This window comes from Brevundimonas lenta (assembly GCF_014196335.1).
GTDB classification, from domain to species: domain Bacteria; phylum Pseudomonadota; class Alphaproteobacteria; order Caulobacterales; family Caulobacteraceae; genus Brevundimonas; species Brevundimonas lenta.
The window spans coordinates 765,597-788,660 of sequence record NZ_JACIDM010000001.1; the positions used below are offsets into that span (position 1 = coordinate 765,597).

21 protein-coding genes and 1 tRNA gene are annotated in these 23,064 nt (G+C 68.9%); 12 read left to right on the top strand and 10 right to left on the bottom strand.

The genetic code is table 11. From position 1 onward, the window contains the following. The first annotated feature begins 118 nt into the window (after positions 1 to 118). The 3 genes from rpoN (at position 119) to GGR12_RS03865 (ending at position 2,945) form a co-directional block, all read left to right on the top strand. Positions 119 to 1,642 (top strand): RNA polymerase factor sigma-54, encoded by a 1,524-nt coding sequence (gene rpoN / locus GGR12_RS03855; protein ID WP_183203062.1) that lies wholly within the window; start codon positions 119 to 121, stop codon positions 1,640 to 1,642. 102 nt (positions 1,643 to 1,744) lie between these two features. Then, positions 1,745 to 2,407, top strand: coding sequence for a ribosome hibernation-promoting factor, HPF/YfiA family (gene hpf, locus GGR12_RS03860; protein WP_183203063.1), 663 nt, complete (start codon positions 1,745 to 1,747; stop codon positions 2,405 to 2,407). A gap of 70 nt (positions 2,408 to 2,477) precedes the next feature. Continuing rightward, a complete protein-coding gene (locus GGR12_RS03865; protein ID WP_183203064.1) occupies positions 2,478 to 2,945 on the top strand; it encodes a PTS sugar transporter subunit IIA in 468 nt (155 codons plus the stop codon). A gap of 28 nt (positions 2,946 to 2,973) precedes the next feature. Here GGR12_RS03865 and GGR12_RS03870 read toward each other — a convergent pair whose 3' ends face one another. From GGR12_RS03870 to GGR12_RS03890, 5 genes are all read right to left on the bottom strand, one after another. Continuing rightward, the gene (locus GGR12_RS03870) at positions 2,974 to 3,231 is read right to left on the bottom strand and encodes a DUF1150 family protein (RefSeq protein ID WP_183203065.1); all 258 of its coding nucleotides are present in this window, start codon (positions 3,229 to 3,231) and stop codon (positions 2,974 to 2,976) included. A 143-nt stretch (positions 3,232 to 3,374) separates the two neighbouring features. Further along, a complete protein-coding gene (locus GGR12_RS03875) occupies positions 3,375 to 3,794 on the bottom strand; it encodes an Hsp20 family protein (RefSeq protein ID WP_183203066.1) in 420 nt (139 codons plus the stop codon). Between the two features lie 98 nt (positions 3,795 to 3,892). Continuing rightward, positions 3,893 to 4,330 (bottom strand): DoxX family membrane protein, encoded by a 438-nt coding sequence (locus tag GGR12_RS03880; protein WP_183203067.1) that lies wholly within the window; start codon positions 4,328 to 4,330, stop codon positions 3,893 to 3,895. A 99-nt stretch (positions 4,331 to 4,429) separates the two neighbouring features. Continuing rightward, positions 4,430 to 4,505, bottom strand: a tRNA-Ala gene (locus GGR12_RS03885). A gap of 192 nt (positions 4,506 to 4,697) precedes the next feature. Next, entirely contained in the window at positions 4,698 to 5,162 is a 465-nt protein-coding gene (locus GGR12_RS03890; RefSeq protein ID WP_183203068.1) for a TIGR02300 family protein, read from the bottom strand. A 134-nt stretch (positions 5,163 to 5,296) separates the two neighbouring features. Here GGR12_RS03890 and aroA point away from each other — a divergent pair, with 134 nt between their 5' ends. The 9 genes from aroA (at position 5,297) to GGR12_RS03935 (ending at position 15,875) form a co-directional block, all read left to right on the top strand. Then, positions 5,297 to 6,604: a 3-phosphoshikimate 1-carboxyvinyltransferase gene (gene aroA / locus GGR12_RS03895; protein ID WP_281378537.1), complete on the top strand. Its 1,308-nt coding sequence runs from the start codon at positions 5,297 to 5,299 to the stop codon at positions 6,602 to 6,604. After that, entirely contained in the window at positions 6,597 to 6,884 is a 288-nt protein-coding gene (locus GGR12_RS03900) for a hypothetical protein (protein ID WP_183203069.1), read from the top strand. The genes aroA and GGR12_RS03900 overlap by 8 nt, the downstream gene beginning before the upstream one ends. Further along, positions 6,881 to 7,525 (top strand): (d)CMP kinase, encoded by a 645-nt coding sequence (gene cmk / locus GGR12_RS03905; RefSeq protein WP_183203070.1) that lies wholly within the window; start codon positions 6,881 to 6,883, stop codon positions 7,523 to 7,525. The genes GGR12_RS03900 and cmk overlap by 4 nt, the downstream gene beginning before the upstream one ends. A gap of 157 nt (positions 7,526 to 7,682) precedes the next feature. Continuing rightward, the gene (gene rpsA, locus GGR12_RS03910; protein WP_183203071.1) at positions 7,683 to 9,386 is read left to right on the top strand and encodes a 30S ribosomal protein S1; all 1,704 of its coding nucleotides are present in this window, start codon (positions 7,683 to 7,685) and stop codon (positions 9,384 to 9,386) included. A 242-nt stretch (positions 9,387 to 9,628) separates the two neighbouring features. After that, a complete protein-coding gene (locus GGR12_RS03915; protein WP_183203072.1) occupies positions 9,629 to 9,919 on the top strand; it encodes an integration host factor subunit beta in 291 nt (96 codons plus the stop codon). A gap of 14 nt (positions 9,920 to 9,933) precedes the next feature. Then, a complete protein-coding gene (gene mscL, locus GGR12_RS03920) occupies positions 9,934 to 10,341 on the top strand; it encodes a large-conductance mechanosensitive channel protein MscL (RefSeq protein ID WP_246328720.1) in 408 nt (135 codons plus the stop codon). Between the two features lie 86 nt (positions 10,342 to 10,427). Continuing rightward, the gene (locus GGR12_RS03925) at positions 10,428 to 11,081 is read left to right on the top strand and encodes a hypothetical protein (protein WP_183203073.1); all 654 of its coding nucleotides are present in this window, start codon (positions 10,428 to 10,430) and stop codon (positions 11,079 to 11,081) included. Next, entirely contained in the window at positions 10,987 to 12,594 is a 1,608-nt protein-coding gene (locus GGR12_RS03930; protein WP_183203074.1) for a Y-family DNA polymerase, read from the top strand. The genes GGR12_RS03925 and GGR12_RS03930 overlap by 95 nt, the downstream gene beginning before the upstream one ends. Next, positions 12,591 to 15,875, top strand: a complete 3,285-nt coding sequence (locus tag GGR12_RS03935; RefSeq protein ID WP_183203075.1) for an error-prone DNA polymerase — start codon at positions 12,591 to 12,593, stop codon at positions 15,873 to 15,875. Before GGR12_RS03930 ends, GGR12_RS03935 begins: the two co-directional genes overlap by 4 nt. 8 nt (positions 15,876 to 15,883) lie before the next feature. On the opposite strand, the gene GGR12_RS03940 is transcribed toward GGR12_RS03935, so the two are convergent. The 5 genes from GGR12_RS03940 to GGR12_RS03960 all read right to left on the bottom strand — a co-directional run bounded on the left by GGR12_RS03940 (position 15,884) and on the right by GGR12_RS03960 (position 23,028). Beyond that, positions 15,884 to 16,093 (bottom strand): hypothetical protein, encoded by a 210-nt coding sequence (locus GGR12_RS03940; protein ID WP_183203076.1) that lies wholly within the window; start codon positions 16,091 to 16,093, stop codon positions 15,884 to 15,886. Then, positions 16,086 to 17,186: a 4-hydroxyphenylpyruvate dioxygenase gene (gene hppD / locus GGR12_RS03945; protein ID WP_183203077.1), complete on the bottom strand. Its 1,101-nt coding sequence runs from the start codon at positions 17,184 to 17,186 to the stop codon at positions 16,086 to 16,088. Before hppD ends, GGR12_RS03940 begins: the two co-directional genes overlap by 8 nt. 99 nt (positions 17,187 to 17,285) lie before the next feature. Next, complete coding sequence (locus GGR12_RS03950; protein ID WP_183203078.1) at positions 17,286 to 18,593, bottom strand: serine hydrolase domain-containing protein; 1,308 nt, start codon at positions 18,591 to 18,593, stop codon at positions 17,286 to 17,288. Between the two features lie 925 nt (positions 18,594 to 19,518). Next, entirely contained in the window at positions 19,519 to 21,483 is a 1,965-nt protein-coding gene (locus tag GGR12_RS03955) for a M1 family metallopeptidase (protein ID WP_183203079.1), read from the bottom strand. A gap of 288 nt (positions 21,484 to 21,771) precedes the next feature. Continuing rightward, positions 21,772 to 23,028: a multidrug effflux MFS transporter gene (locus GGR12_RS03960; RefSeq protein WP_183203080.1), complete on the bottom strand. Its 1,257-nt coding sequence runs from the start codon at positions 23,026 to 23,028 to the stop codon at positions 21,772 to 21,774. Positions 23,029 to 23,064 lie beyond the last annotated feature (36 nt).

The window sequence follows — 23,064 nt, forward strand, 5'->3', positions numbered from 1 at the left end:
GGGCGCCGAGTAAAGGTCGGGTCAGCCCTCTGCGCGCTTAGAACGTCGTTAACCGGTTCGGCGACAGGGTCGCCGTAGCAAGTTTCGGGCCAGACGGTCCGACGGGGGGCGACAAGCGGTGCTCGGACAGAGGCTGGAGATACGGCAGGGCCAGGGGCTGGTCATCACGCCCCAGCTGCAGCAAGCGATCAAGCTGCTGCAACTGTCGAACCTTGAGCTGGAAGCCTTCGTTGAGGCCGAGCTGGAACGCAATCCGCTGCTGCAGCGCGAGGACATCGAGCCCGCGGCCGAGCGCGGCGAGGCGCCCGCCGAGGCGGTCGAGAGCCGCGAAGGGGCGGAGCTGACCTTCGACGAAGGGCGGATGCAGGATGCGGATCGCACCCTCGACGCCCGATCGGACGACGTCTACGGCGACGCCAGCCCGGGCGAGCGCACTTCGGACCGGATGGAGGACGTGGGCGTCGGCGAGGCCCAGGTCGGCCTGAACGACTGGTCGCGCGCCGGATCCGGCGGCGGGTTGCCCGACGGGGAGGGGCGCGAGCAGCCTGACACCCGCGATGCGACGCTGTGGGAGCATCTGCAGGCCCAGGCCTCGCAGGCCGGCTTCACCGCGGCCGATCACGCGATCGCCCTGACCCTGATCGATGCGGTCGACGAGGGCGGCTATCTGCGGGCGGACCTCGGCGAGATCGCGGAGCGCCTGGGTGTGGACCTGGAACGTATCGAGGCGGTGCTGACGACCTGCCACGGCTTCGAGCCGACGGGCGTCATGGCCCGGTCGGTGCCGGAGTGCCTGAAGCTGCAACTGGTCGAGCGCAATCGTTTCGATCCGGCGATGAACTGCCTGCTCGAGAACCTGGACCTGCTGGCGAAGCGGGATCTGACGGCGCTGAAGAAAGTCTGCGGCGTGGACGCCGAGGACATGGCCGAGATGATCTCCGAGCTGAAGGCGCTGACGCCGCGGCCCGGCGCGGGCTTTGGCGGCGAGCCGGCCCAGACGGTGATCCCGGACGTGCATGTGCGCGCCGATCCGGCCGGCGGCTGGAAGGTCGAGCTCAACGCCGACACCCTGCCGCGCCTGATCATGGACAAGCGCTATCACGGCGTGGTCTCGGCGGGTGCGCGGTCCGATACGGAAAAGACCTTCGTGGCCGATTGCGCCGCCCAGGCCAGCTGGCTGGTCAAGTCGCTGGACCAGCGGGCGAAGACGATCCTGAAGGTGTCGTCGGAGATCGTGCGCCAGCAGGACGCCTTCCTCGCGTTCGGCGTGGAGTTCCTGCGGCCGCTGAACCTGAAGACGGTGGCGGACGCGATCGGCATGCACGAGTCGACCGTCAGCCGGGTGACCTCGAACAAATACGTCTCGACGCCCCGTGGCGTGTTCGAGCTGAAATTCTTCTTCACGGCGGCGATCCAGTCGTCGGACGGCGGGGCGCTGCATTCAGCCGAGGCCGTGCGCCACCGGATCAAGTCGATGATCGACGGCGAGGGCCGGGATGGCGACGTCCTGTCCGACGACCGGATCGTCGAACTGCTGAAGGAGGCGGGCATCGACATCGCTCGCCGCACTGTGGCGAAATACCGCGAGGCTCTCCGGATACCCTCCTCGGTCGAGCGCAAACGCCTGCTGAAGGCGGGCTAGGGCGCTTCGGGGACCGACGGCGGAACGGGCGAAATCCGGACCGTCACCACAAATCGGTGATCGGCGTTGACACCAACCCAAGCCGGGCGCGTTCTAATCCACATGCAAGTCCAAATCAGCGGCAAGCATGTAGATGTCGGCGAAGCGTTAGGCTCGCGCATCTCCCAGGAACTCCAGGACGGGATCGGTAAATACTTCGAACGCGGCGCCCAGGACGCCGAGGTCGTGGTGTCGAAAGACGGACACGGCTTCAAGGTGGACTGTTGGGTGCGGCTGGCGTCGGGGCAGGCCATCGTCACCACCGGACTCGGTGGCGACGCACATGGCGCCTTCTCTGACTCACTCGACAAGCTCGAGAAGCGGGTCCGCCGCTACAAGCGGCGGCTCAAGGATCACCACATCGGTCCGAAGCGGCTATCGCCGGAGAAGACGGAGGATGCGGCCCGCGAGGTTGCGCGCAGCATCGTCCTTCGCAATCCGGACGAGGTCGAGGACGACACCTTCGGTGACGTCTCCAACGACGAGCCGCCCCCGACGGGGATGGTCATCGCCGAGACCGAGGCGGAAATCCGCACGGTCACCGTCGGCCGCGCTGTGCTCGAACTCGACATGACCGGCTATCCGGTCGTGGTGTTCCGCAACGCCGGGCACGGCGGCATCTCGGTGGTCTACCGCCGGCCCGACGGAAACGTCGGCTGGATCGACCCGGAGCGAACGTCAAAAACGTTCAACGGACACGGTTCTGTAAACGGTCAAGAGTCATAGTGCTTCCCACAACGGGGCGGGTCGTCTAAATGGCGCCCGCCCGAACGGGTGCAGTCGGGGCGTAATCGTCATGGACATCGGTGATTTGCTGGCGGACGGCGGTGTCGTTCTGCGCAGCGGCGCATCGTCTAAGCGTCAGGCTCTCCACGTGGTGGCGGACGCCGCGGCGGAAGCGCTGGGCATGCCTGCCAATCGCGTGCTGGAGGCCCTGCTCGAGCGCGAGGCTCTGGGGTCGACCGGCCTCGGCGCCGGCGTGGCTGTGCCTCACGCGCGCCTGGAGGGCATCGCCCGGGTGACGGCCGTGTTCGTTCGTCTGGATACGCCGGTGGCCTATGGCGCCGTCGACGACCGTCCGGTGGACCTGCTGTTCGCCCTGTTCGCGCCGCCGCGTGACGGAGCGGACCACCTGCGGGCCCTGGCCGCCGTTTCGCGCGCCCTGCGCTCGTCCGAAATGCGCGAGCAACTGCGTCAGGCGCATACGCCGGACGCTATCCACGCGCTGTTCGTCCGCGACAACGCGCCGGCGACCGCGGCCTGATTTTCAGGGTTGGCGTCGGTGGACGCCTTCAGTGAACCGAAACCGGCTCCAGCTCGTGGGCCACAGCGGTGGCGAAGGCCGTCTCGCGGTCCATCATGATCGCCAGTCGTTCGCCGTCGGCGCCGTGGACCGCGTACAGGGTGGCCGCTGGATCGATCGAAAGGCCGGCGGTAGCGGCCACAGGGGCGTCCGCGATCACGTCGGCGGCGCGGATCGCGCGCACATAGACCAGGTCTGGGGCCCCGAGATCGGCGAAGTCCTGTCGGTTCATTTTCATCGGCGTCATAACGACCGCCTCCTTACGCTGCACTAACGCGCCGGAGCGCGCACTGGTTCGGTCCCGAAAGCGGCGACCGCGATTTAAAGAGCGATGATCGCCCGTCCGCCACGACGGACGACCCAATCGATATAGTCTTAAAAGCCAGACCCTTAGCCGGTGGTGATAGGGATCCGTCGGATGGCGGGGACATCGTCGGGTCGGCTCATGTCGACATGCAGGAGGCCGTGCTCCAGTCGGGCTCCGTCGATCTCCAGGCCGTCCGCAAGAACGAAGCTGCGGACGAAGCCCCGGCCGGCGATTCCGCGATGCAGGAAGGCCTGATCGGCCTTGTCCGAGGGCTCGCGCTTGCCGGCGATGGTCAGCTGCCGGCCTTCGAGCGTGACGGCCAGATCGTCTGGACCGAAGCCGGCGACGGCCAGGGTGATCCGCACCGACTGCTCGCCGAGCTGTTCGACATTGTAGGGCGGGTAGCTGTCCGCGGCGGCGCGGGCGGCCCGGTCGATCAGGGCCCGGGTGTGGTCGAAGCCCAGCAGGAAGGGGCTGTCGAACAGGATGGTTCGCGTATTCACGTCTCGCAGCCCCCGAAGCAGGCGTTAAGGCCGTCCACGCCCCCCGCAATCGGCGAGGCGCCAGCCAGCGCTCTAGATGGGGCTGTCCTGCGTCGGGTTCAACGCCCTTTTCGGAGCAGGCCGTCGAGGGACAGCTTGCCGGCGCCGTGGGTCGCGAGGAGGAAGCCGGCGAGCACGCACATCATCGGGCCGAACTGTTCCCGGGCCACCGCCTCGGCCGGGGCTTCGAGCCGGCCGAGCAGCCAGACGGCGACCGTGAAATTGATGGTCAGCAGCAAGCCTGCCCAGCGCGTGAGAAAACCGGGGATCAGAAGCGCGCCGATCAGCAACTGGGCCCAGACCGACGCCGGGGCCGCCAGGGCCGGCCAGGGGCAATCCAGGGCCCTCAGGAAGGCCTCGAACTCGGCCATGCGCGCCGCCGACGTGATGTTGTCCCAGACGCCCCAGACGAGGAAGCCGCCGAGGTAGAGGCGGAACAGGCCGAGCGCGGCGTCCTGGCCGCGCGCAAGACCGTCGAGTCGAAGCAAGGTGTTCACGATCGCCTCCCGTGCCGCCCGAAGGTAGCGCGAGCGCGGGCGATGGAGAAGCGGAGGCCAGATATGGCGAAGGCCCCGCGGTTTCCCGCGGGGCCTTCATGGTGGAGCTTAGCGGAGTCGAACCGCTGACCTCTTGCATGCCATGCAAGCGCTCTACCAACTGAGCTAAAGCCCCGAACCTTTCGGTCGGTCCGCCGAGGCCTTCGAGAAGGTGGCCCCCGGCGAGGCGGCGGAACCTATGTCAGGGCTTTGGATCGATCAAGCCCGGTTCCACATTTATTTTCATCAATCAGCGTAATTGATGAAAAGGGGTGCGATTTCAACGTTCAAGCATGCCTGAAGCGCAGCTTTCACACCCCCGTTTCGATCAGTCTTCGTCCTTCTCGGGAGTGCCGATCTCGTCCTCGAACGAGTCGTCGTCCTCGTCCTCGATGAACGGCACGGAGTCGTCATCGTCGTCAGCCAGGACGTCGTCATCCTCGACCGCTTCGCCCATGCCGGGCTCTTCGGTCGGATCGACGGCGGTGTCGTCGTCGTCGTCCGGCGTGAGGATGGGCTCGTGGCCTTCCTCGTCGATCTCCGGCGTTGCGACCGCTTCTTCTTCTTCCTCGTCCTCGTCGCCGTCGACCTTCTTGTCCTTGACCTGATCCTCGGCCTCGTCGTCAGCCGGGTAGCCGGCCGGACGGCCGCGACGGTTGCGCAACTTCAGCGCTTCCTCAGGGTCGAAGTCGGTCGCACATTTGGGGCAGTGAGCCGGGCGACGGCCCAGATCATAGAATTTGGCCTGGCAGTTCGGGCAGACCTGCTTTTGGCCCAGTTCGGGATTAGCCACGGAGGCGCCTCTCACGGTAGGGGGAATTCGGGCGGCTCCCTTGCCACCCCTGAGGGCCGCTGTCAAAAGCCATCTCCGCGCGCCCGCGCCGCCCTGACCTTTTCGGAGACCGCCGGGTGCCGACCACCACTCATCTGACCGCCCGCCGCAGCCCCGCGCTGATCGGTGTGACGCGCGCGCCGGGCGACAAGAGCATGTCCCACCGGGCGATGATCTTCGGCGCGATGGCGACCGGCGTGACCGAAATCGAAGGGCTGCTGGAAGGCGACGACGTTCTGGCCACAGCCCGCGCGGTCGAGGCCTTCGGTGCGACGGTCGAACGGTTGGGCGAGGGGCGCTGGCGCGTGACCGGACAGGGCGGCTTCCGCACGCCTGGGGGCGTTATCGACTGCGGCAACGCCGGCACCGGAGTGCGCCTGCTGATGGGCGCGGCGGCCGGCTATCCGATCACGGTGACCTTCGACGGGGACGCGAGCCTGCGGAAGCGGCCGATGAAGCGGGTGACCGGACCCCTGGCCGATATGGGAGCGCGGTTCGAGTGGCAGGCAGACGACGACCGGCTGCCGGTGGCCGTCAGCGGCGGCGGCCTGACGGTGATCGACTATGTGCAGACGGTAGCCTCGGCCCAGATCAAATCCGCAATCCTGCTGGCCGGGCTGAATGCAGACGGCGTAACGACGGTGACGGAGCCGGAGAAGAGCCGGGACCACACCGAGCGCATGCTGCGCGCCTTCGGAGTCGAGGTCGGCGTCTTGCCGATGGGCGAGGGCTGGAAGGTGTCGCTGCAGGGCGGGCAAAGCCTGACCGGAACCGCCGTAGCCGTGCCCGGGGATCCTTCGTCGGCGGCCTTCCCGCTGGCGGCCGGCCTGGTCGTTCCGGGTTCGGTGGTGACGGTCGAAGGCGTGATGCTCAACGCGCTGCGGACCGGTCTGTTCGAGACCTGGCGTGAGATGGGTGCGGATCTGACCATCGCGAACCGGCGGATGGCCGGGGGCGAAGAGGTCGGCGACATCACGGCGCGACACTCTGCGCTGAAGGGCGTGGTCGTGCCGGAAGAGCGCGCCGCCTCGATGATCGACGAATATCCGATCCTGGCCGCCACGGCCGCCTTCGCCGAGGGCGCGACGGTGATGCGCGGGATCGGCGAGATGCGGGTCAAGGAGAGCGACCGGATCGCCCTAATGGCGGCGGGCCTCCAGGCGTGCGGCGTGAAGGTGGAGGAGGAGCCTGAGGGATTCACCGTCACCGGCGGTCCGGTGCGCGGCGGAGCGACGGTGACGACGCACGGCGATCACCGCATCGCCATGAGCCATCTGGTGCTGGGCCTTGCGGCCGATGAGGCGGTGACGGTGGACGAGCCTGGGATGATCGCAACCAGCTTCCCGGGCTTCGTGGAGCTGATGCAGGGCCTGGGCGCGATCGTGGAGACGGGTGATGCGTGAGGAAACCGGATTGACCGGCCGGCCGAAGTCGAAGGGCCGTCACGCGTTTGACGCCGTGCTGTTCGCCGGGGTGGCTCTGGCCATCGCCTGGGCGGGCTTTGGGCGGCTGGACGTGGGCGAGATCAACCTGCGGCGGGGAGGCGTCGTGCGCCTGGCGGAGGATCCGGTGATGTTCTGGCTCTGGCTAGCCGGGCATCTGGTTGTCGCTCTGGCCTGCGGATGGCTGGCGTATCGCGCGGCCCGTGGCTTCCTTCGCCTTCAGGGGAGCGCGCGCCCATGAGTCTGGTGATCGCTGTTGACGGTCCGGCCGCCTCGGGCAAGGGCACGATCGCCGCGCGGCTGGCGGCCGAATATGGTCTGCCGCACCTCGACACCGGTCTGCTGTACCGCGCCGTGGGCGTCGGCGTGCTCGACGCCGGCGGTTCTCTGGACGACGAGGCCGTCGCCGAGAGCGTGGCCCGGGCGCTGGACGCGAGCCATCTGAGCGACACCGAGCGGTTGACCAGCGGCGACGCCGGCGAGGCCGCCAGCCGCGTGGCGGGCCACACCGGGGTTCGCGCCGCCTTGCTGGAGTTCCAGCGGGCGTTCGCCGCCCAGCCTGGTGGAGCGGTGCTGGACGGGCGCGATATCGGCACCGTCATCGCGCCGGATGCGCCGGCGAAGCTGTTCGTGACCGCCACCCCGGAAGTGCGCGCCATGCGCCGCTGGAAGCAGCTGACCGGGCGCGGCGCGACCATCGCCTTCGAGGAGATGCTGGCCGATATCGTCAAACGCGACGAGCGTGACGCCGGACGCGGCGCGGCTCCGATGGTGCAGGCCGCCGACGCCGTCTTGCTGGACACGACCGACATGGGTATAGAGGCCGCCTTCGATGCGGCCCGCCGTATCGTCGAGGCGGCGCGCGCGAAACACGGTCTCTAGACCGCTTCGCAAATCCAACGCTCCCATCCTCGGCTTCCGCGGGCGTCCTGGCTGATTTCGTTGCCTCGCGTCCCGACGACCTGACTTCCCTTTTTCCACCACCCGCGCGGGGCCGTCCGGCCACGCGCCTCAACCCATTCGGAAACTCCAGAGTTACATGACCGACACCCTCACCCCCTCGCGCGACGATTTCGCCGCCCTCCTCGACCAGCAACTGCAAGGCCGTGACCTTGGCGAAGGCCAGGTCGTCCACGGCCGCGTCGTCGGCATCGAAAAAGACATCCTGATCATCGACGTCGGTCTGAAGACCGAAGGCCGCATCCCGGCCCGCGAGTTCGGCATCGGCGAAGGCGCCGTCATTCCGAAGCTCGGCGACAACGTCGAAGTCTACCTGGAGCGCGTCGAGAACGCCCTGGGTGAAGCGGTCATCAGCCGCGACAAGGCTCGCCGCGAAGAAGCCTGGACCCGCCTGGAAGTCGTCTTCGCCGACGGCCAGCCGGTCAACGGCACCATCGTCGGCCGCGTCAAGGGCGGCTTCACCGTCGACCTCGGCGGCGCCTCGGCCTTCCTGCCGGGCTCGCAGGTCGACATCCGTCCGGTGCGCGACGTCGCCCCGCTGATGGGCAAGGAACAGCCCTTCGCCATCCTGAAAATGGACCGTCCGCGCGGCAACATCGTCGTCTCGCGCCGCGCCATTCTGGAAGAAGCCCGCGCCGAACAGCGCACGGAGCTGGTCGGACAGCTGCAAGAGGGTGAAGTCCGCGAAGGCGTCGTCAAGAACATCACCGACTACGGTGCGTTCGTCGACCTGGGCGGCATCGACGGCCTGCTGCACGTCACCGACATGTCGTGGAAGCGCGTCTCGCACCCGTCGCAGGTTCTCGCCGTCGGCGACACCGTCAAGGTCCAGATCGTCAAGATCAACCCGGACACGCAGCGCATCTCGCTGGGCATGAAGCAACTGCAAGCCGACCCGTGGGACGGCGTGGAAGCCAAGTATCCGGTCGGCGCCAAGATGTCGGGCCGCATCACCAACATCACCGACTACGGCGCGTTTGTTGAGCTGGAAGCCGGCGTTGAAGGCCTGGTCCACGTCTCGGAAATGTCCTGGACCAAGAAGAACGTCCACCCCGGCAAGATCGTCTCGACCTCGCAGGAAGTCGACGTGGTCGTGCTGGACGTCGACGCCTCCAAGCGCCGCATCTCGCTGGGCCTGAAGCAAGCCCAGGACAACCCGTGGGATGCCTTCGTGGCCGCTCACCCGATCGGCTCGACCGTCGAGGGTGAAGTCAAGAACGCCACCGAGTTCGGCCTGTTCATCGGCCTGGACAACGACATCGACGGCATGGTGCACCTGTCGGACCTGGACTGGAACGTCTCGGGCGAGGAAGCCATCCAGCGCTACCGCAAGGGCGAAACCGTCAAGGCCAAGGTTCTGGACGTCGACGTCGAGAAGGAACGCGTCTCGCTGGGCATCAAGCAGCTCGGCGGCGATCCGATGGAAGGCGATGTCTACAAGAAGGGTCAGCAGATCACCGTCACCGTGACGGCGATCGAGACCGGCGGCATCGAGGTCAAGTTCGGTGAAGACGACGCTCCGGCGACCGCCTTCGTCCGCAAGTCCGACCTGTCGCGTGACCGCGCCGAACAGCGCACCGAGCGCTTCTCGGTCGGCGATCGCGTCGACGCCATGATCACCGGCATCGACAAGGCCTCGCGCCGCGTCTCGGTGTCGATCAAGGCGCTGGAAATGAAGGACGAGGCCGAGGCCATCGAACAGTTCGGTTCGTCCGATTCGGGCGCATCGCTGGGCGACATCCTGGGCGCCGCCCTGCGCGAGAAGGCCGGCTCCAAGGAGTAAGGTCCTCGCCACTGGCGAATGAAGAAGGCGGCCGGAGCGATGCGGCCGCCTTTTTTCATGTCTCATGCCGGGACAGTCGATCACGATTTATGTACGGTTTCGGACAGTTAACCCACAATTCGAGACCTCAAGGGGGGTTTGGGTCTTTTTCCCCAACGGGACGAAGGATAGTGTGGGCTTGCATCCATCGCCCGGATGCACCCGTATGTGCCCCGGAAGGGCTGAACAGGGCGGGGGCCTGCATGATCAAATCCGAGCTCATCGAGAGGCTCGCGGCCGAAAATACGCACCTGACCCACGCTGAAGTGGAGCGTGTGGTGAACGTCGTGCTCGGGCGCATGGTTGAAGCGCTGGGGGACGGCGGCCGGGTGGAGCTTCGCGGCTTCGGCGCCTTTTCCGTCCGGGGACGACCCGCGCGCGCCGGTCGCAACCCGCGCACCGGCGAATCCGTTGAGGTTCCTGCGAAGGCCGTGCCGTTCTTCAAGAGCGGCAAGGAACTGCGCGAGCGGCTGAACGCGTCCGAGGACGCCTGATCGAGGAATCGCAGATGGGCCTGGTCACCGAGTTCCGGGAGTTCATCGCGAAAGGCAACGTCATCGACCTGGCCGTCGGCGTCATCATCGGCGCCTCGTTCGGCAAGATCGTCACCAGCCTCGTCGACAACATCGTCATGCCGCCGATCGGCCTGCTGCTGGGCGGCATGGACTTCTCCAAGCTGGAATGGGTGCTCAAGCGCGAGAACCCGGCCACGGCTGAGGTCGAGAAGGTCGCGATCCAGTACGGCGCCTTCATCAACGTCGTGATCCAGTTCCTGATCGTCGCCTTCGTCATCTTCCTGCTGGTGAAGGTGGTGAACCAGCTGCGGCGTGCGGAAGCGGCCGCGCCTGAACCGACCGCGACCGAAGCCCTGCTGGCGGAAATCCGCGACGAGCTGAAGGCCCGGCCGAAGGGCTGAAGCGGCTTTTCCCACCCTTGGCGGCGATTCAAATTTGACTCTCTGACGGTCAGAACAAATAGTGAACATTCAGCGTTTGAATGGTCATGACCGCCGCACCCGCCCCTTTTCAGGATCGCTTTCCCGAGGCCGCCGCGCCTCTGGAGGAAGCCTGCGCGCCGGGTCCGCGGGACATGGCGGCGACGATGCTGTTCGCCCTGTCGCGGCGGCGTGGGGATGACGCCCGGCCGGTGCTGATGACGGCCCCAAGAGCCTGGCTGGGGGAATATGGACGCCCCTACGGTCCCGGGCTGCCCGGGACCGCCTTTATCCTCGCGCCGACCGCCACCCTGGCCGAAGCGCTTTGGGTGCTGGAGCAGGCGCTGCGATCGGGAGCGGTGTCGGTGGCGTTGGGCGCCGTCGACGGGGCCACCCTGACCCAGACCAGGCGCCTGGAGTTCGCGGCCAAACAGGGGAAGGCGGTCGGCCTGATCCTGTCGCGCGATCTGGACGGGCTGAGCGCGGCGCGACGTCGCTGGCGCGTCTCGACCCAGGCCAGCGCCAGGGATTTCGAGGACGGGAAGGCTCCGGGGGCGGCCCGGCTTCTGGCCGAATTGACGCGCAGCCGGAGCGAACGCCCAGGCGCGTGGTTGCTGGAGCAGGATGATGAGACGCATCGTCTCCGTCTGGCTGATCGACTGGCCGATCTCGGTCCGGCGTCGATCGCTGGAGCGGGCGCGCCGTCCGGCCTCGCCGCCTGATCCCGCGCTCGATCCGCACAATCCGTTCGCCCTGATCCTGAAGAACAGCCGGGGCGCGGTGATCCTGCACGCCCTGAACCCGGCGGCGCGGGCGACAGGCCTGAGGCGGGGGCAGACCCAGGCCGACGCCCTGGCCATGATCCCGCACCTGATCAGCCAGCCCGCCGACAGGGAGGCTGATGCGCGGGCGCTGGAGGCTCTGGCGGTCTGGGCCGAGCGGTGGTCGCCGTCGGTCAGCCTGGATCCTTCGGGAGACGGGCTGGAGGGGCTGTTCCTCGACGTCACCGGAGCGGCGCATCTGTTCGGCGGCGAAGCGGCGCTGCTGGCGCAAATCCGGGAACGGCTGGCGGAAGCCGGCGTGCGGGCCCGCGTGGCCATGGCCCCGACGCCGGGGGCGGCATGGGCGCTGGCGCGCTGGGGCGAAGGAGAGCCGGTCGCGACCGACGAGACGCTGTCCGATGATCTGGCGGACCTGCCTGTCGAGGCGCTGCGGATCGACGAACCCACCCTGGCGACGGCCCGGCAGTTCGGCCTGAAGACCATCGGGAGCCTGTACGCCATGCCGCGCGCCGGGCTGGCGCGGCGGTTCCGCGATGGCGACGGCGTGGGACTGGTGCGGCGGCTGGATCAGGCCCGGGGCTATACGGCCGAGGCGCTGACGCCGGTGCGCCCTCCCGCCCGCTATCGCGCCTGGCAGGCGTTCGCCGAGCCTATCGGCGATCTGGCGGGCGTGGAGATGCGCCTGCCGGAGCTGGCCGCCGATCTGGCGGCGGCGTTGGAGCGCGACGGGCAGGGCGGCCGGGCGCTGACGGTGACCGGCTTCCGCACCGACGGGCAGACCACCAGCCTGTCGGTGCGGCTGGGGCGGCCGGGGCGCGAGGCGGGCGTCTGGATGCGCCTGTTCCGGGAGGCGGGACTGGGACGGCTGGAGCTGGGGTTCGGCCTCGACGCCCTGATGCTGACCGCGGATGCGGTCGAGCCGATGACCGCGCGGCAGGGCGCGCTGGAGAGCGAGGCGGAGGCGAAGCAGGCGGAGAGCCTGGCGGCGCTGATCGACCGGCTGACCGCCCGGCTGGGCGAGGACCGGGTGCTGGCGCCCGAGCCGGTCGACAGCTGGATTCCCGAGCGTGCCGAACGGCTGCGCGCCGCGCTGGGCCGGCCGTTGGTCGCCGGTGCGGCCGACATGGGGCGGCGACCCCTTCTGCTGCTGGATCCGCCCGAACCGGTGGTGGACCCGGTGTTCGATCTGCCTGAGGGCGCGCCGGCGCGGTTCGTGTGGCGCCGGGTCAGCCGCCGGATCGTCCGCGCCGAGGGACCGGAACGTCTGTCGCCGGAATGGTGGCGGCCCCGGCCGGACGGGCGTGAGGTGCGCACCCGGGACTACTATCGCGTCGAGGACGGCGACGGCGGCCGCTACTGGCTGTTCCGCGAGGGGCTGTACGGCAAGGACTACGCCGGCGCGGGGGATGAGCGGGCGGCGCCGTCGTGGTGGATGCACGGGGTTCTGGCATGACCGGCTGGAACGGCGAGTACGCCGAGCTGGGCGCGGTGACCAACTTCAGTTTTCTGGAGGGGGCGTCGCATCCGGCTGAGCTGATGCTTCAGGCGAAGGCGCTGGGGCTGGCCGCCGTGGGCGTGGCGGATCGCAACACCTTGGCCGGGATGGTGCGCGCCCTGATGGGGGCGGAGAAGGTCGACCTGCAACTGGTGATTGGCTCGCGGCTGGGGTTCATCGACGGGACGCAGCTGATCGTCTTTCCGCGCGACCGCGCCGCCTATGGACGGCTGTGCCGTCTGCTGTCGCTGGGCAAGAGCGAGGCGGTGCCGCAGCCGGGGGCCGATCCGGAGGCGGCGCGGATCGTCAAGGCCGAGACGCGGCTGACGTTCGAACAGGCGGTCGCCTTGGGCGAGGGGATGATCGCCCTGGCTCCGGCGCCGGAACGGCCGGATGCGGCGTTCGAGACGCGGCTGGCGGCGTGGCGGGCGGCCTGGCCGGACGATCTGTATCTGGCCGCGTCGCCCCTGTGGCGCGGTGACGACCGGCGGCGGCTGAACCGGCTGGCGGCCATGGCCGACCGGACCGGCGCGCCGATGATCGCGACCAACGCCGTGCTGTACCACCACCCGGACCGCAGGATGCTGCAGGACGTGCTGACCTGCATTCGCGAGGGGACGACCATCGACAAGGCCGGGCGGCGGCTGCAGGCCAACGCCGAGCGTCATCTGAAGCCTCCGGCGCAGATGGCGCGATTGTTCCGCGGACATGAGGCGGCGCTGGCGCGGACGATGGACGTCATTCGGGCATGCCGGTTCTCGCTGAGGGAGCTGGAATACCGGTATCCGGAGGAACCGGTGCCGGATGGCTGGACGGCACAGCGACGTTTGATCCGCCTGGCCTTCAGAGGCGCGCGTGAGCGATGGCCGGACGGCGTGCCTGAGAAGGTGCGCGAGACCATCGTCAAGGAACTGGGTCTCATCAAACTGCTGAAGTATCCGAACTACTTTCTGACGGTGCACGACATCGTCGCCTGGGCGCGGAAGCAGCCGGATCCGATCCTGTGTCAGGGGCGCGGGTCGGCGGCCAATTCGGTGGTCTGCTACTGCCTGGGCGTCACCAATGTGAACCCGGCCGAGCAGGACGTGCTGATCGAGCGGTTCATGTCGGCCGACCGGGACGAGCCGCCGGATATCGACGTCGATTTCGAGCACGAGCGGCGCGAGGAGGTGATGCAGTACGTCTATCGCCGCTACGGGCGGGACCGGGCGGCGATCGTGGCGACGATCATCCACTACCGTCCCCGCTCGGCGATCCGGGACGTGGGCAAGGCGCTGGGCCTGACCGAGGACGTGACCGCGCGGATGGCGGACACGGTCTGGGGCTCGTGGGGCGACGAGGTGAAGGAGGAGCACGTCGACCGCACCGGCCTGAGCCGCGACGACGCGCGGATGAAGCTGGCGCTGGCGCTGACGGCGGAGCTGATCAAATTTCCCCGGCATCTGAGCCAGCACGTCGGCGGCTATGTGCTGAGCCAGACGCCACTGATCGAGATCGTGCCGGTGGGCAACGCCGCCATGGCCGACCGGACCTTCATCGAATGGGACAAGGACGACATCGACTTCCTCAAGCTGATGAAGGTCGATGTGCTGGCGCTGGGGATGCTGACGGCGCTGAGGCGCGGGTTCGACATGATCGCCGGGAGCTATGGCCAGAGGTTTGAGCTGCACACCGTCCCGCAGGGTGACGCGGCGGTTTACGGGATGCTGCAGCGGGCGGACTCGCTGGGCGTCTTCCAGGTGGAGAGCCGGGCGCAGATGGCGATGTTGCCGCGGCTGAGGCCCGCGACCTTCTACGACCTGGTGGTGGAGGTGGCGATCGTGCGGCCGGGGCCGATCCAGGGCGGGATGGTGCATCCCTATCTGAAGCGCCGGAAGGAGCGGCGGGAGGCCGAGGCGCGGGGCCGGCCCTATGTCATCGACTATCCGCATCCGCATCCGGATCACGGAGACCGGGACGAGCTGAAGCGGGTGCTGCACAAGACCCTGGGCGTGCCCCTGTTCCAGGAGCAGGCGATGCGGATCGCCATGGAGGCGGCGCGCTATTCGCCGGCGGAGGCGAACAGTCTGCGGCGGGCCATGGCGACCTTCCGGCACATGGGGACGATCCATGAGCACGAGGATAAGTTCGTCGGGCGGATGATCGAGCGGGGCTACGACCCCGACTTCGCCCGCAGCTGTTTCGACCAGATCAAGGGTTTCGGCGAGTACGGCTTTCCGGAGAGCCACGCCTGCTCCTTCGCCCACCTGGTCTACATCTCGGCATGGATGAAGCATCACTATCCGGAGGTGTTCACGGCCTCGCTGCTGAACAGTCAGCCGATGGGTTTCTACGCCCCGGCGCAGCTGGTCCGGGATGCGCGGGAGCATGGGGTGGAGGTGCGGCATCCCGATGTGAATGTGAGCGACTGGGACGCCTCGATGGAGCCGCGGAGAGATGGCGAGCGGTGCGCCCTGAGGCTGGGGATGCGGTCGATCGACGGGTTCCGGAGGGATTGGGCGGAGCGGATCGTGGCGGCGCGGGGCGGGCGGGCGTTCGCGGACGTGGACGATCTGAGGCTGAGGTCGGGACTGCCGCCGTCGGCGCTGGACCGGCTGGCGGAGGCGGATGCGTTCGGGTCGCTGAAGCTGTCGCGGCGGCAGGGGCTGTGGGCGGCGAAGGGGGCGCCGAAGGCGTCGTCGGCGCCGCTGTTCGAGGCGGTGGGGCTGCGCGAGGCCGACGGGCGGCCGCCGGAGGCGCTGCCGGAGCTGGCGCCGTCCGAGGAGGTGGTCAGCGACTACCGGACGATCCGGCTGTCGCTGAAGGGGCATCCGGTCAGCTTCCTGCGGGAGCGGCTGACGCAGATCGGGGCGCTGTCGGCGGACGAGTATGCGAAGCGGCCGAACGGGCGGACGGTGACGGTCGGCGGCGTGGTGCTGGTGCGGCAGCGCCCGGGGACGGCGAAGGGCGTGTGCTTCATCACCCTGGAGGACGAAACCGGGGTGGTGAACCTGGTGCTGTGGCCGGACGTGTTCGAGCGGTTCCGGCCGGTGGCGATGGGCGCGCGGATGGTGCTGGTGAAGGGCAAGGTCCAGACGGCGGAGGAGGTGACCCATCTGGTCGTCGACCACATGGAGGACTGGACGCCGATGCTGGGCCATCTGACGCCGGACGCCGCGCCGGGATCGGGGCATTCGCCGGCCCGCGGACGGCACCCGCGCGATGTGCGGGTGCTGCCGGGGTCACGCGACTTTCACTAGTCGGGGCGCTAGCCCGGACGCTGATCCCGCCGGTGGTGCCGCCATTTCCAGACGCGGTAGCCGACGATGGGGGCGAAGCCGCAGGTCAGGGCGGCGAACAGCACCGTCCAGAAGCCGCCGCCCAGCCAGAACTCGCCGGCCAGCGCCCCGACCACGGCCGCGAGGAGCGGACCGAGCCAGGGCAGCCAGGACGGCGGCCCGAAACGGAACTCAGGCATCAACCTTGATGACGCCGCGCCGGATCTGATCCAGCTCGATGGAGTCGAAGAGGGCCTGGAAATTGCCCTCGCCGAACGCCTGGTTGCCCTTGCGCTGGATGATCTCGAAGAAGATCGGACCGAAGGTGTCCTGGGTGAAGATCTGCAGCAGCAGGCCGTCCTCGTCCGAACCGTCGATCAGGATGCGGTTCAGGCGCATGCGGGCGACGTCGTGGCCGTGGCCCGGCAGGCGTTTGTCGATCAGGTCGAAATAGGTGTCGATCGTATCCTGGAAGGGAATGCCGCGACGCTTCATCTCCTCGACGGTCTCGAAGATGTCGTCGGTGGCGAGCGCGATGTGCTGGATGCCCTCGCCGTTGTAGCGACGCAGGAACTCCTCGATCTGCGAGTTCTCGTCCTGGCTCTCGTTCAGCGGAATGCGGATGGCGCGGTCGGGGGCGATCATCGCCTGGGACAGCAGGCCGGTCGCCTTGCCCTTGATGTTGAAGTATTTTTGCTCTTCGAAATTGAAGACGTCGCCGTAGAAGCCCGACCAGGTGCGCATCTCGCCGCGGCGGACGTTGTGGGTCAGGTGGTCGAGCGAGAACAGGCCGACGGCGTTCTTGCGCTCGGCCTCTTCCCAGCCCTCGATCTCGTTCCAGCCGTCGTAGAGCGAGGTCTCGCCGTACTGGTCGATGATGTAGAGCAGCGAACCGCCGATACCCTGCAGGACGTAGGGATAACCATTGGCCAGCGCGCCGCCGTCGTGGCCTTCGGCGGGTTTGGCGCCGCGGGCGACCGCGCCCTCGAAGGCGGCCTTGGCGTCACTGACGCGGAAGGCCATGCCGTTGGCCGAGGGGCCGTGATCGGTGGAGAAGGCGGCGGCCTGACCGGTCGGGGTGCGATGCACCAGCATGGTGATGTCGCCCTGCTTGAGGCGGACCACGTCATTGGCCGGGTTCACGTGCGTCTGGGTGAAGCCCATCAGCTCGAGGCGGGCGACCATGGCGGCCGGATCCGGGCCGGTGAATTCAACGAACTCGAAGCCGTCGACGCCGAGCGGGTTTTCCTTGTCGAGCGCCGCGGCGGTTTCGGATTGGGGGGCGTCGTGCATGGCGCGTCTCCTGGAGCGTGGCGGCCTTGGCCGTTCTTGTGCGGCGGAACCTAGGGGCGAGGGGACCGGAATGGAAGGCCGGGCGCGCTCACATGGCCGTCAGGCCCGACCGGCCCAGGCGGCGAGGGCCGCGTCGAGGATGACTTCCTCCCAGGGCGAGGCGGCCGAGCGGGCGCCGGACAGGCCCTCGGCGTCACGCGGCGTGCCGGAGATCATGTACGCGAAGGTGCGACCGTCGAGGATATTCCAGAACAGGCCGGACTGGAGGCCGTAGGCCTGGCCGAAATGGCCGCGCCAGTTTGCGGAGCCGGGGCCGAAGAAGTCGTCGCCGGCCCGGCCGGTGGGGATGTGGACCGACAGGCCGTAGCTCTGCAGCAGGCCGCGGTCGGTATGGCCGTTGGGGCTGACCGGGTCATACGTCCACAGCGGCGCGCTCATCTGTTCGACAGTCCGGCGCGAGACGATCTGCGGGGCGTCGGCGTGGCCGGCGTAGCTGCGGGCGAGGCGGTCGAGGTCGGCGACGGAGGCGCGCAGGCCGCCCTGGGGCGAGAAGACGAAGCCGTTGTCGCCGGGGACGTAGTCGTCCGCGGTGAGGCCGGGCGCCTCGGACGGGGTGGTGACGCGGATGGCCGGGGCGGGCGCGACCTCGCCGTCGACCTGGGGCTCCCAGCGGCCGTCGACCGGGCGGCAGGCGGCGGAGGCGCGGGCGCGGACGGGGTCGGAGACGCCGCTCCAGTTGAGGCCGGCGTCGAGGCCCGCCGGGTCGAGCACGGTGCGCTTGAGGAAGCGGTCGAACCGCTCGCCGGAGACGCGTTCGGCGATCTGGGCGAGGACGGCGAAATTGACGTCGGCGTAGGCGAAGAAGCCGGGCGGCTCGGCGGCGGGTGAGAACCAGGCGCCGTCGTCGTAATGGCGTCCGCCGGGGACGAAGGCCCCGGACAGGGGGCGGCCCAGCGGGACGGGATAGCTGGGGCCGTTGCGCAGGCCGGACGTATGGCTGGCCAGCATGGCCGGGGTGACGCGGACGTCCGGATGGGCGGGATGGCGCAGCGGGAAGCCGGCCAGCGCGCCGGCGTCGTCGTCCAGCGACAGACGGCCCTGTTCGACCAAGGTCATCAGGCCGGTCATGGCGACGAGTTTGGTGATCGAGGCGATGCGCATGGGCGTGTCGAGGGCGAAGGGGCGGGCCTGAAGCGCGCCGTCGATGGTCAGCCGGCCGGAGCCGTGGGCCTGTTCCAGCACCGGGCGGCCGGCGCCGTCCCGGGCGATGACGCCGAAGCCCATGACGGTGTCGGGACGGGCGGGGTCGGCCAGCTGCCTCAGCGAATCCGCCGTGGGGGCGGAGACGCGTCCGGCCAGCGGCAGGGCGGCGGCGGCGGCGAGCAGGCTGCGGCGGTCGAGGGACATGGCGGCTCCGTGTGCGGATGGAGGCTACGACGGCGAAGCTCAAATGCGAATTCCTTCCCCCATTTCGGGGGAAGGTGGCAGGCGGAGCCTGACGGATGGGGGCTGTCGAAGGCGGCCATCCGGCAAACAGTTGAGGCGCGGACAGAGCCCCTATCCGAGCTGCTCCGCAGCCCGTCGTCGGATCGGCTTCGCCACCGCTCCTCCATCCCCCGAAATGGGGGAAGGACATGCGGGTGCATCTTCCGGCGGGAGCCGCCGGAAGGGAGGGGAAGGCGCGGGGCGTCCGGGCCTCGCCCGGTGCTTTGATAGTTTTACCGTTTCGACGAGGTGGACGCCCCGCGTGGTCGTTGGTTTCGCGCGCCCTCCGGCTGGCGGCCCTGTTAGAGCCTTGACGGATCTCCGCCGCCGCCATTGCTGGAGGCGACGTGGGTGGGACATCGGCTGAGCCAGCGGTCCGCACCTTCGATGCGCGGCGAGCAAGCGGACAGCATCCATCGCTGTCCGACGAGGACCCCCGGACTACCCTTCGCCCGGGCTTCATCGCTCGACCACACCCCGCCGTCGTCGAGGCGCTGGATCCGACGCCTTCCCCATCGACGGGATGCGGGCATTATCGCCGCGGCGGATACCTCGCTGCGTAGAGGGAATTTAGGTGGGGGAAGTCAGCGGGTTGGCGAAAAGAATCCGGGAATAGCCGACAGATTCACCTCCCCATCGCCCCCGAGGCGATGGGGAGGACAGACCGCGTAAGCGGTCAGGAGGGGGCGACGCCGGCGGGTGTTGTTGGAGCTCTGATCGCATGCGCTGGCGACGCCCCCTCCACCATTCCGGCTGAGCCGCCGGAATGGTCCCCCTCCCCATCTGCGATGGGGAGGTGAGTGGCGGCGTCAGCCCTTCCCCGCAAAGGAGGAAGGGGCTGGCGTGATTACGGCCGCCCGACCAGCGCATCCACCGAGTTGCTGGTCACCGCGTGGTAGCCGGGGCGGGCGGTGGCGTAGATGCGGCGGGCGATGGGTTGGCCCCAGTCGCCTTCGGCCCAGAGGCTCTGGAACAGGGGCAGGACGAATTTGCGCCGGCCCTGGGTGGTGAGGAAATGCTCGAGCGTCGGGACGGCGGGCTCGTAGCGGTGCTGGACCGCGATCTGGAGCCAGGCGAACAGGACCTCGGCGTTGCCTTCGTTACGCAGGTTCAGGGTCGACTCCAGGTCGGCGAGCCTGGCGGTGGTGGTGAAGCCGCCATCGCTGCCGTCGGCGATGGCCGGACGCCACGCCAGGAAGCGCTGACGTTCCTGGGTGGACCATCCAGCCCAGGGAATGGCGGAGGCCGGAATGCGTCCCGAGTAGAAATCGCTCGCGGCGGCGTCGACGGGGACGAAGGCGGTGGAGACCGGGGGCTGCCAGTTGGACGGCATGCCCGGCTGGTAGATCCAGGCGTCCATCATCAGGGCGCTTTCCAGCGCCGCGTCGCCCTTGATCAGGTGGGTGCGGATGTCCTGCAGGAACAGCTCGGTGGTCATCGGGCGGAAGGCGTTGCGCTCGAAATAGCCGTTCAGCCAGGCGTCGAAACGCTCGCGGCCGACGATGCGCTCGATGGTGAAGAGGAAGGCGGCGCCCTTCTCATAGGCGACGTCGGTGAGGCCCTCGTCGGGGTCGCGGCCGGTCAGGTCGAGGTGCAGGCGGGTGTCGGCGGGCGGCAGGCCGGCCATCTCGTCCTGCAGGTCGCCCCAGCCCAGAGAGGCCAGCATCAGGGCGCGGTCGCGGCCGTACAGGGCCTCCATGATGCGGTTCTCGAAATAGACGGTGAACCCCTCGTTCAGCCACATGTCGTTCCAGGTGGCGTTGGTGACGAGGTTGCCCGACCAGGAGTGCGCCAGTTCGTGCGCGACCAGCGAGACCAGCGACTGGTCGCCGGCGATGATGGTCGGGGTGGCGAAGGTCAGGCGCGGGTTCTCCATGCCGCCGAAGGGGAAGGACGGCGGCAGGACGAGCAGGTCGTAGCGGCCCCAGCGGTAGGGGCCGTAGAGGCCCTCGGCGACGTCGACCATCTGCGCGGTCGGGGCCAGTTCGTCATGGGCGGCCTGGAGGCGCGAGGGCTCGGTGAAGACGCCGGTGCGCTCGTCGATCGGGGCGAAGGCGATATCGCCGGCGCCGATGGCGATCAGATAGGGCGGGACCGGGTTGGTCATGTTGAAGCGCCAGGCCTTGAGGCCGTCGCCGGCGGGCTCGCCCTCGGGCGTCAGGTCCTGGGCGCTCATGACCACGCGCAGGTCGGCGGGGGCGACGATGCGGGCGTCCCAGGTCTGGCGGATGCCGGGGCTGTCCTGGGTCGGCACCCAGGTGCGGGTCAGGATGGCCTGGCCCTGGCTGAACATGTAGGGGCGCTTTCCGCCGGCGGTCTGGGACGGGGCCAGCCATTGCAGGGCGGCGGCGTCGGGGCGGGTCGAATAGGCGACGACGACGCGCTGGGTCCCGCCGGCGGCGAGGGCCGGGAAGCGGACGGTCAGGGGCTGGCCCTTGATGGCGTCGACCGGGCCGAGGTTGAACTGCAGCGGGGCGCCCGAGGCGTCGGTGACGCCGCGGATGTCGAGGTTCTTGGTGTCGAGGACGACCTCGGTCGCGCCGGGCGCGCCCTGGATGTCGAGGGCGGCCGTGCCGGACAGGGTCTTGCTGTCGAAATCGGTCGTCAGGTCCAGCGAGACGTGGCGGACGTGGGCGACCGCGGGCTGTGCGAAGGAGTGGGTGTCCAGGGCGTACTGGACCGGGGCCGTGGCCGAGGCCGGCAGCGGCGGCATGTCGGAGATGGACCCCGAACCGGAAGCGGGCATGGCGGCGCATCCTCCCATGGCGAGCGTGAGCGCGAGCGCGGAGACCAGTCCTGCGGTGCGGATCATCGGGGGTGTCCTCTCTTTTCGTTGGCCTGGTGCGCTTCGCGCTGATTGAGGCCGAGCTTTTCGCTGGCGGGACAACGCCCCGTCAGACGGAAAAGATCAAGAGGGGGTTCACCTCCCCATTCGCCTTGAAGCGAATGGGGAGGACAGACCGCGAAGCGGTCAGGAGGGGGCGACGCCGGCCTGGGCCGGTTGAGCTCTGATATTCATCCGCCGGCGACGCCCCCTCCACCATCCTTCGCCCTGCGGGCTTCGGATGGTCCCCCTCCCCATCTGCGATGGGGAGGTGAGTTATTGGGCTGCCACCGGGGCGAGGTGCTTGGCCTGGAACAGGCGGCCGCGCTCGGCGATGAGGACGAAGACCAGGGCGGCGGTTCCCATGACCGTGAACCCGAGCGCCATGGGGGTGGCCGAGCCGTTGAAGGACTGGCCGATGGCGAAGCCCAGCAGGGAGCCGACGATGGTCGAGATGAAGCCCTGGGCCGAGGAGGCGGTGCCGGCGATGTGGCCCATGGGCTCCATGGCCATGGAGCCGAAATTGCCGGCGATGAAGCCGAAGCAGAACATGGTCAGGGCCTGGAGCACGGCGAAGGTCCAGATCGACTCGTGGCCGCTGAGATTGATGACGCTGTGGATGGCGCCCATGGCGATGAAGCCGAGCAGGGCGGTGTGCGAGATCAGGCGCGAGCCCAGCCGCTCGACGAGGCGGGCGTTGAGCAGCGAAGCGACGGCGATGCCGCCGGCGATGGCGGCGAAGACGGTGGTGAACAGCTGCGGCGCGTGGAAGACGTCGTAGAAGATCTGCTGGCTGGAGTTGATGAAGCCGAACAGGGCTCCGGTGATGCAGGTCATGGCCAGGGTGTAGCCGATGGACTGGCGGTTGGTGACGGCCTCGCGGAAGGCGCCGAGGATGCGGCCGGCGCTGATGGGCAGGCGGTCTTCCGCGTGCAGGGTCTCGGGGAGGCGGATGGTCGCCCACAGCAGGACGCTGCTGCCGAAGACGGCGAGGACGCCGAAGATCCAGCGCCACGGGGCGACGTTGAGGATCAGTTGGCCGACCGTGGGAGCGAGGATGGGCACGCCGAGGAAGACGAGGAAGCTCAGCGACATGACGCGCGCCATGGTGCGGCCGGAGTAGCGGTCGCGGACGATGGAGACGGCCAGCACGCGGGTGGCTGCGGCGCCGACGCCGGTGGCGACGCGGGCGGCGATGAGCAACTCGAAGGTCGGGGCGAAGGCGCAGGCGACGGCGAAGACGACGTAGATCAGCAGGCCGGCGACCAGCACCGGCTTGCGGCCGTAGCGGTCGGCGAGCGGGCCGTAGACGATCTGGGCCGCGCCGAAGCCGAGCAGATAGGCGGTGATGACCCACTGGCGGCTGTTGTCCGAGACGACGCCGAGCGCCGCGCCGATGTCGGGCAGGGCGGGCAGCATGGAGTCGATGGCGAGGGCGTTGAGCGCCATGAACATGGCGATCAGGCAGACGAACTCGGGGAAGCCCGGGCCCCTGGCGGAAGCGGGGGCGGCGGGGGCGGCGTCAGTCGTCATCGTGGCCAGATGGGGCCGCGAAGCCTGAGCGCAACC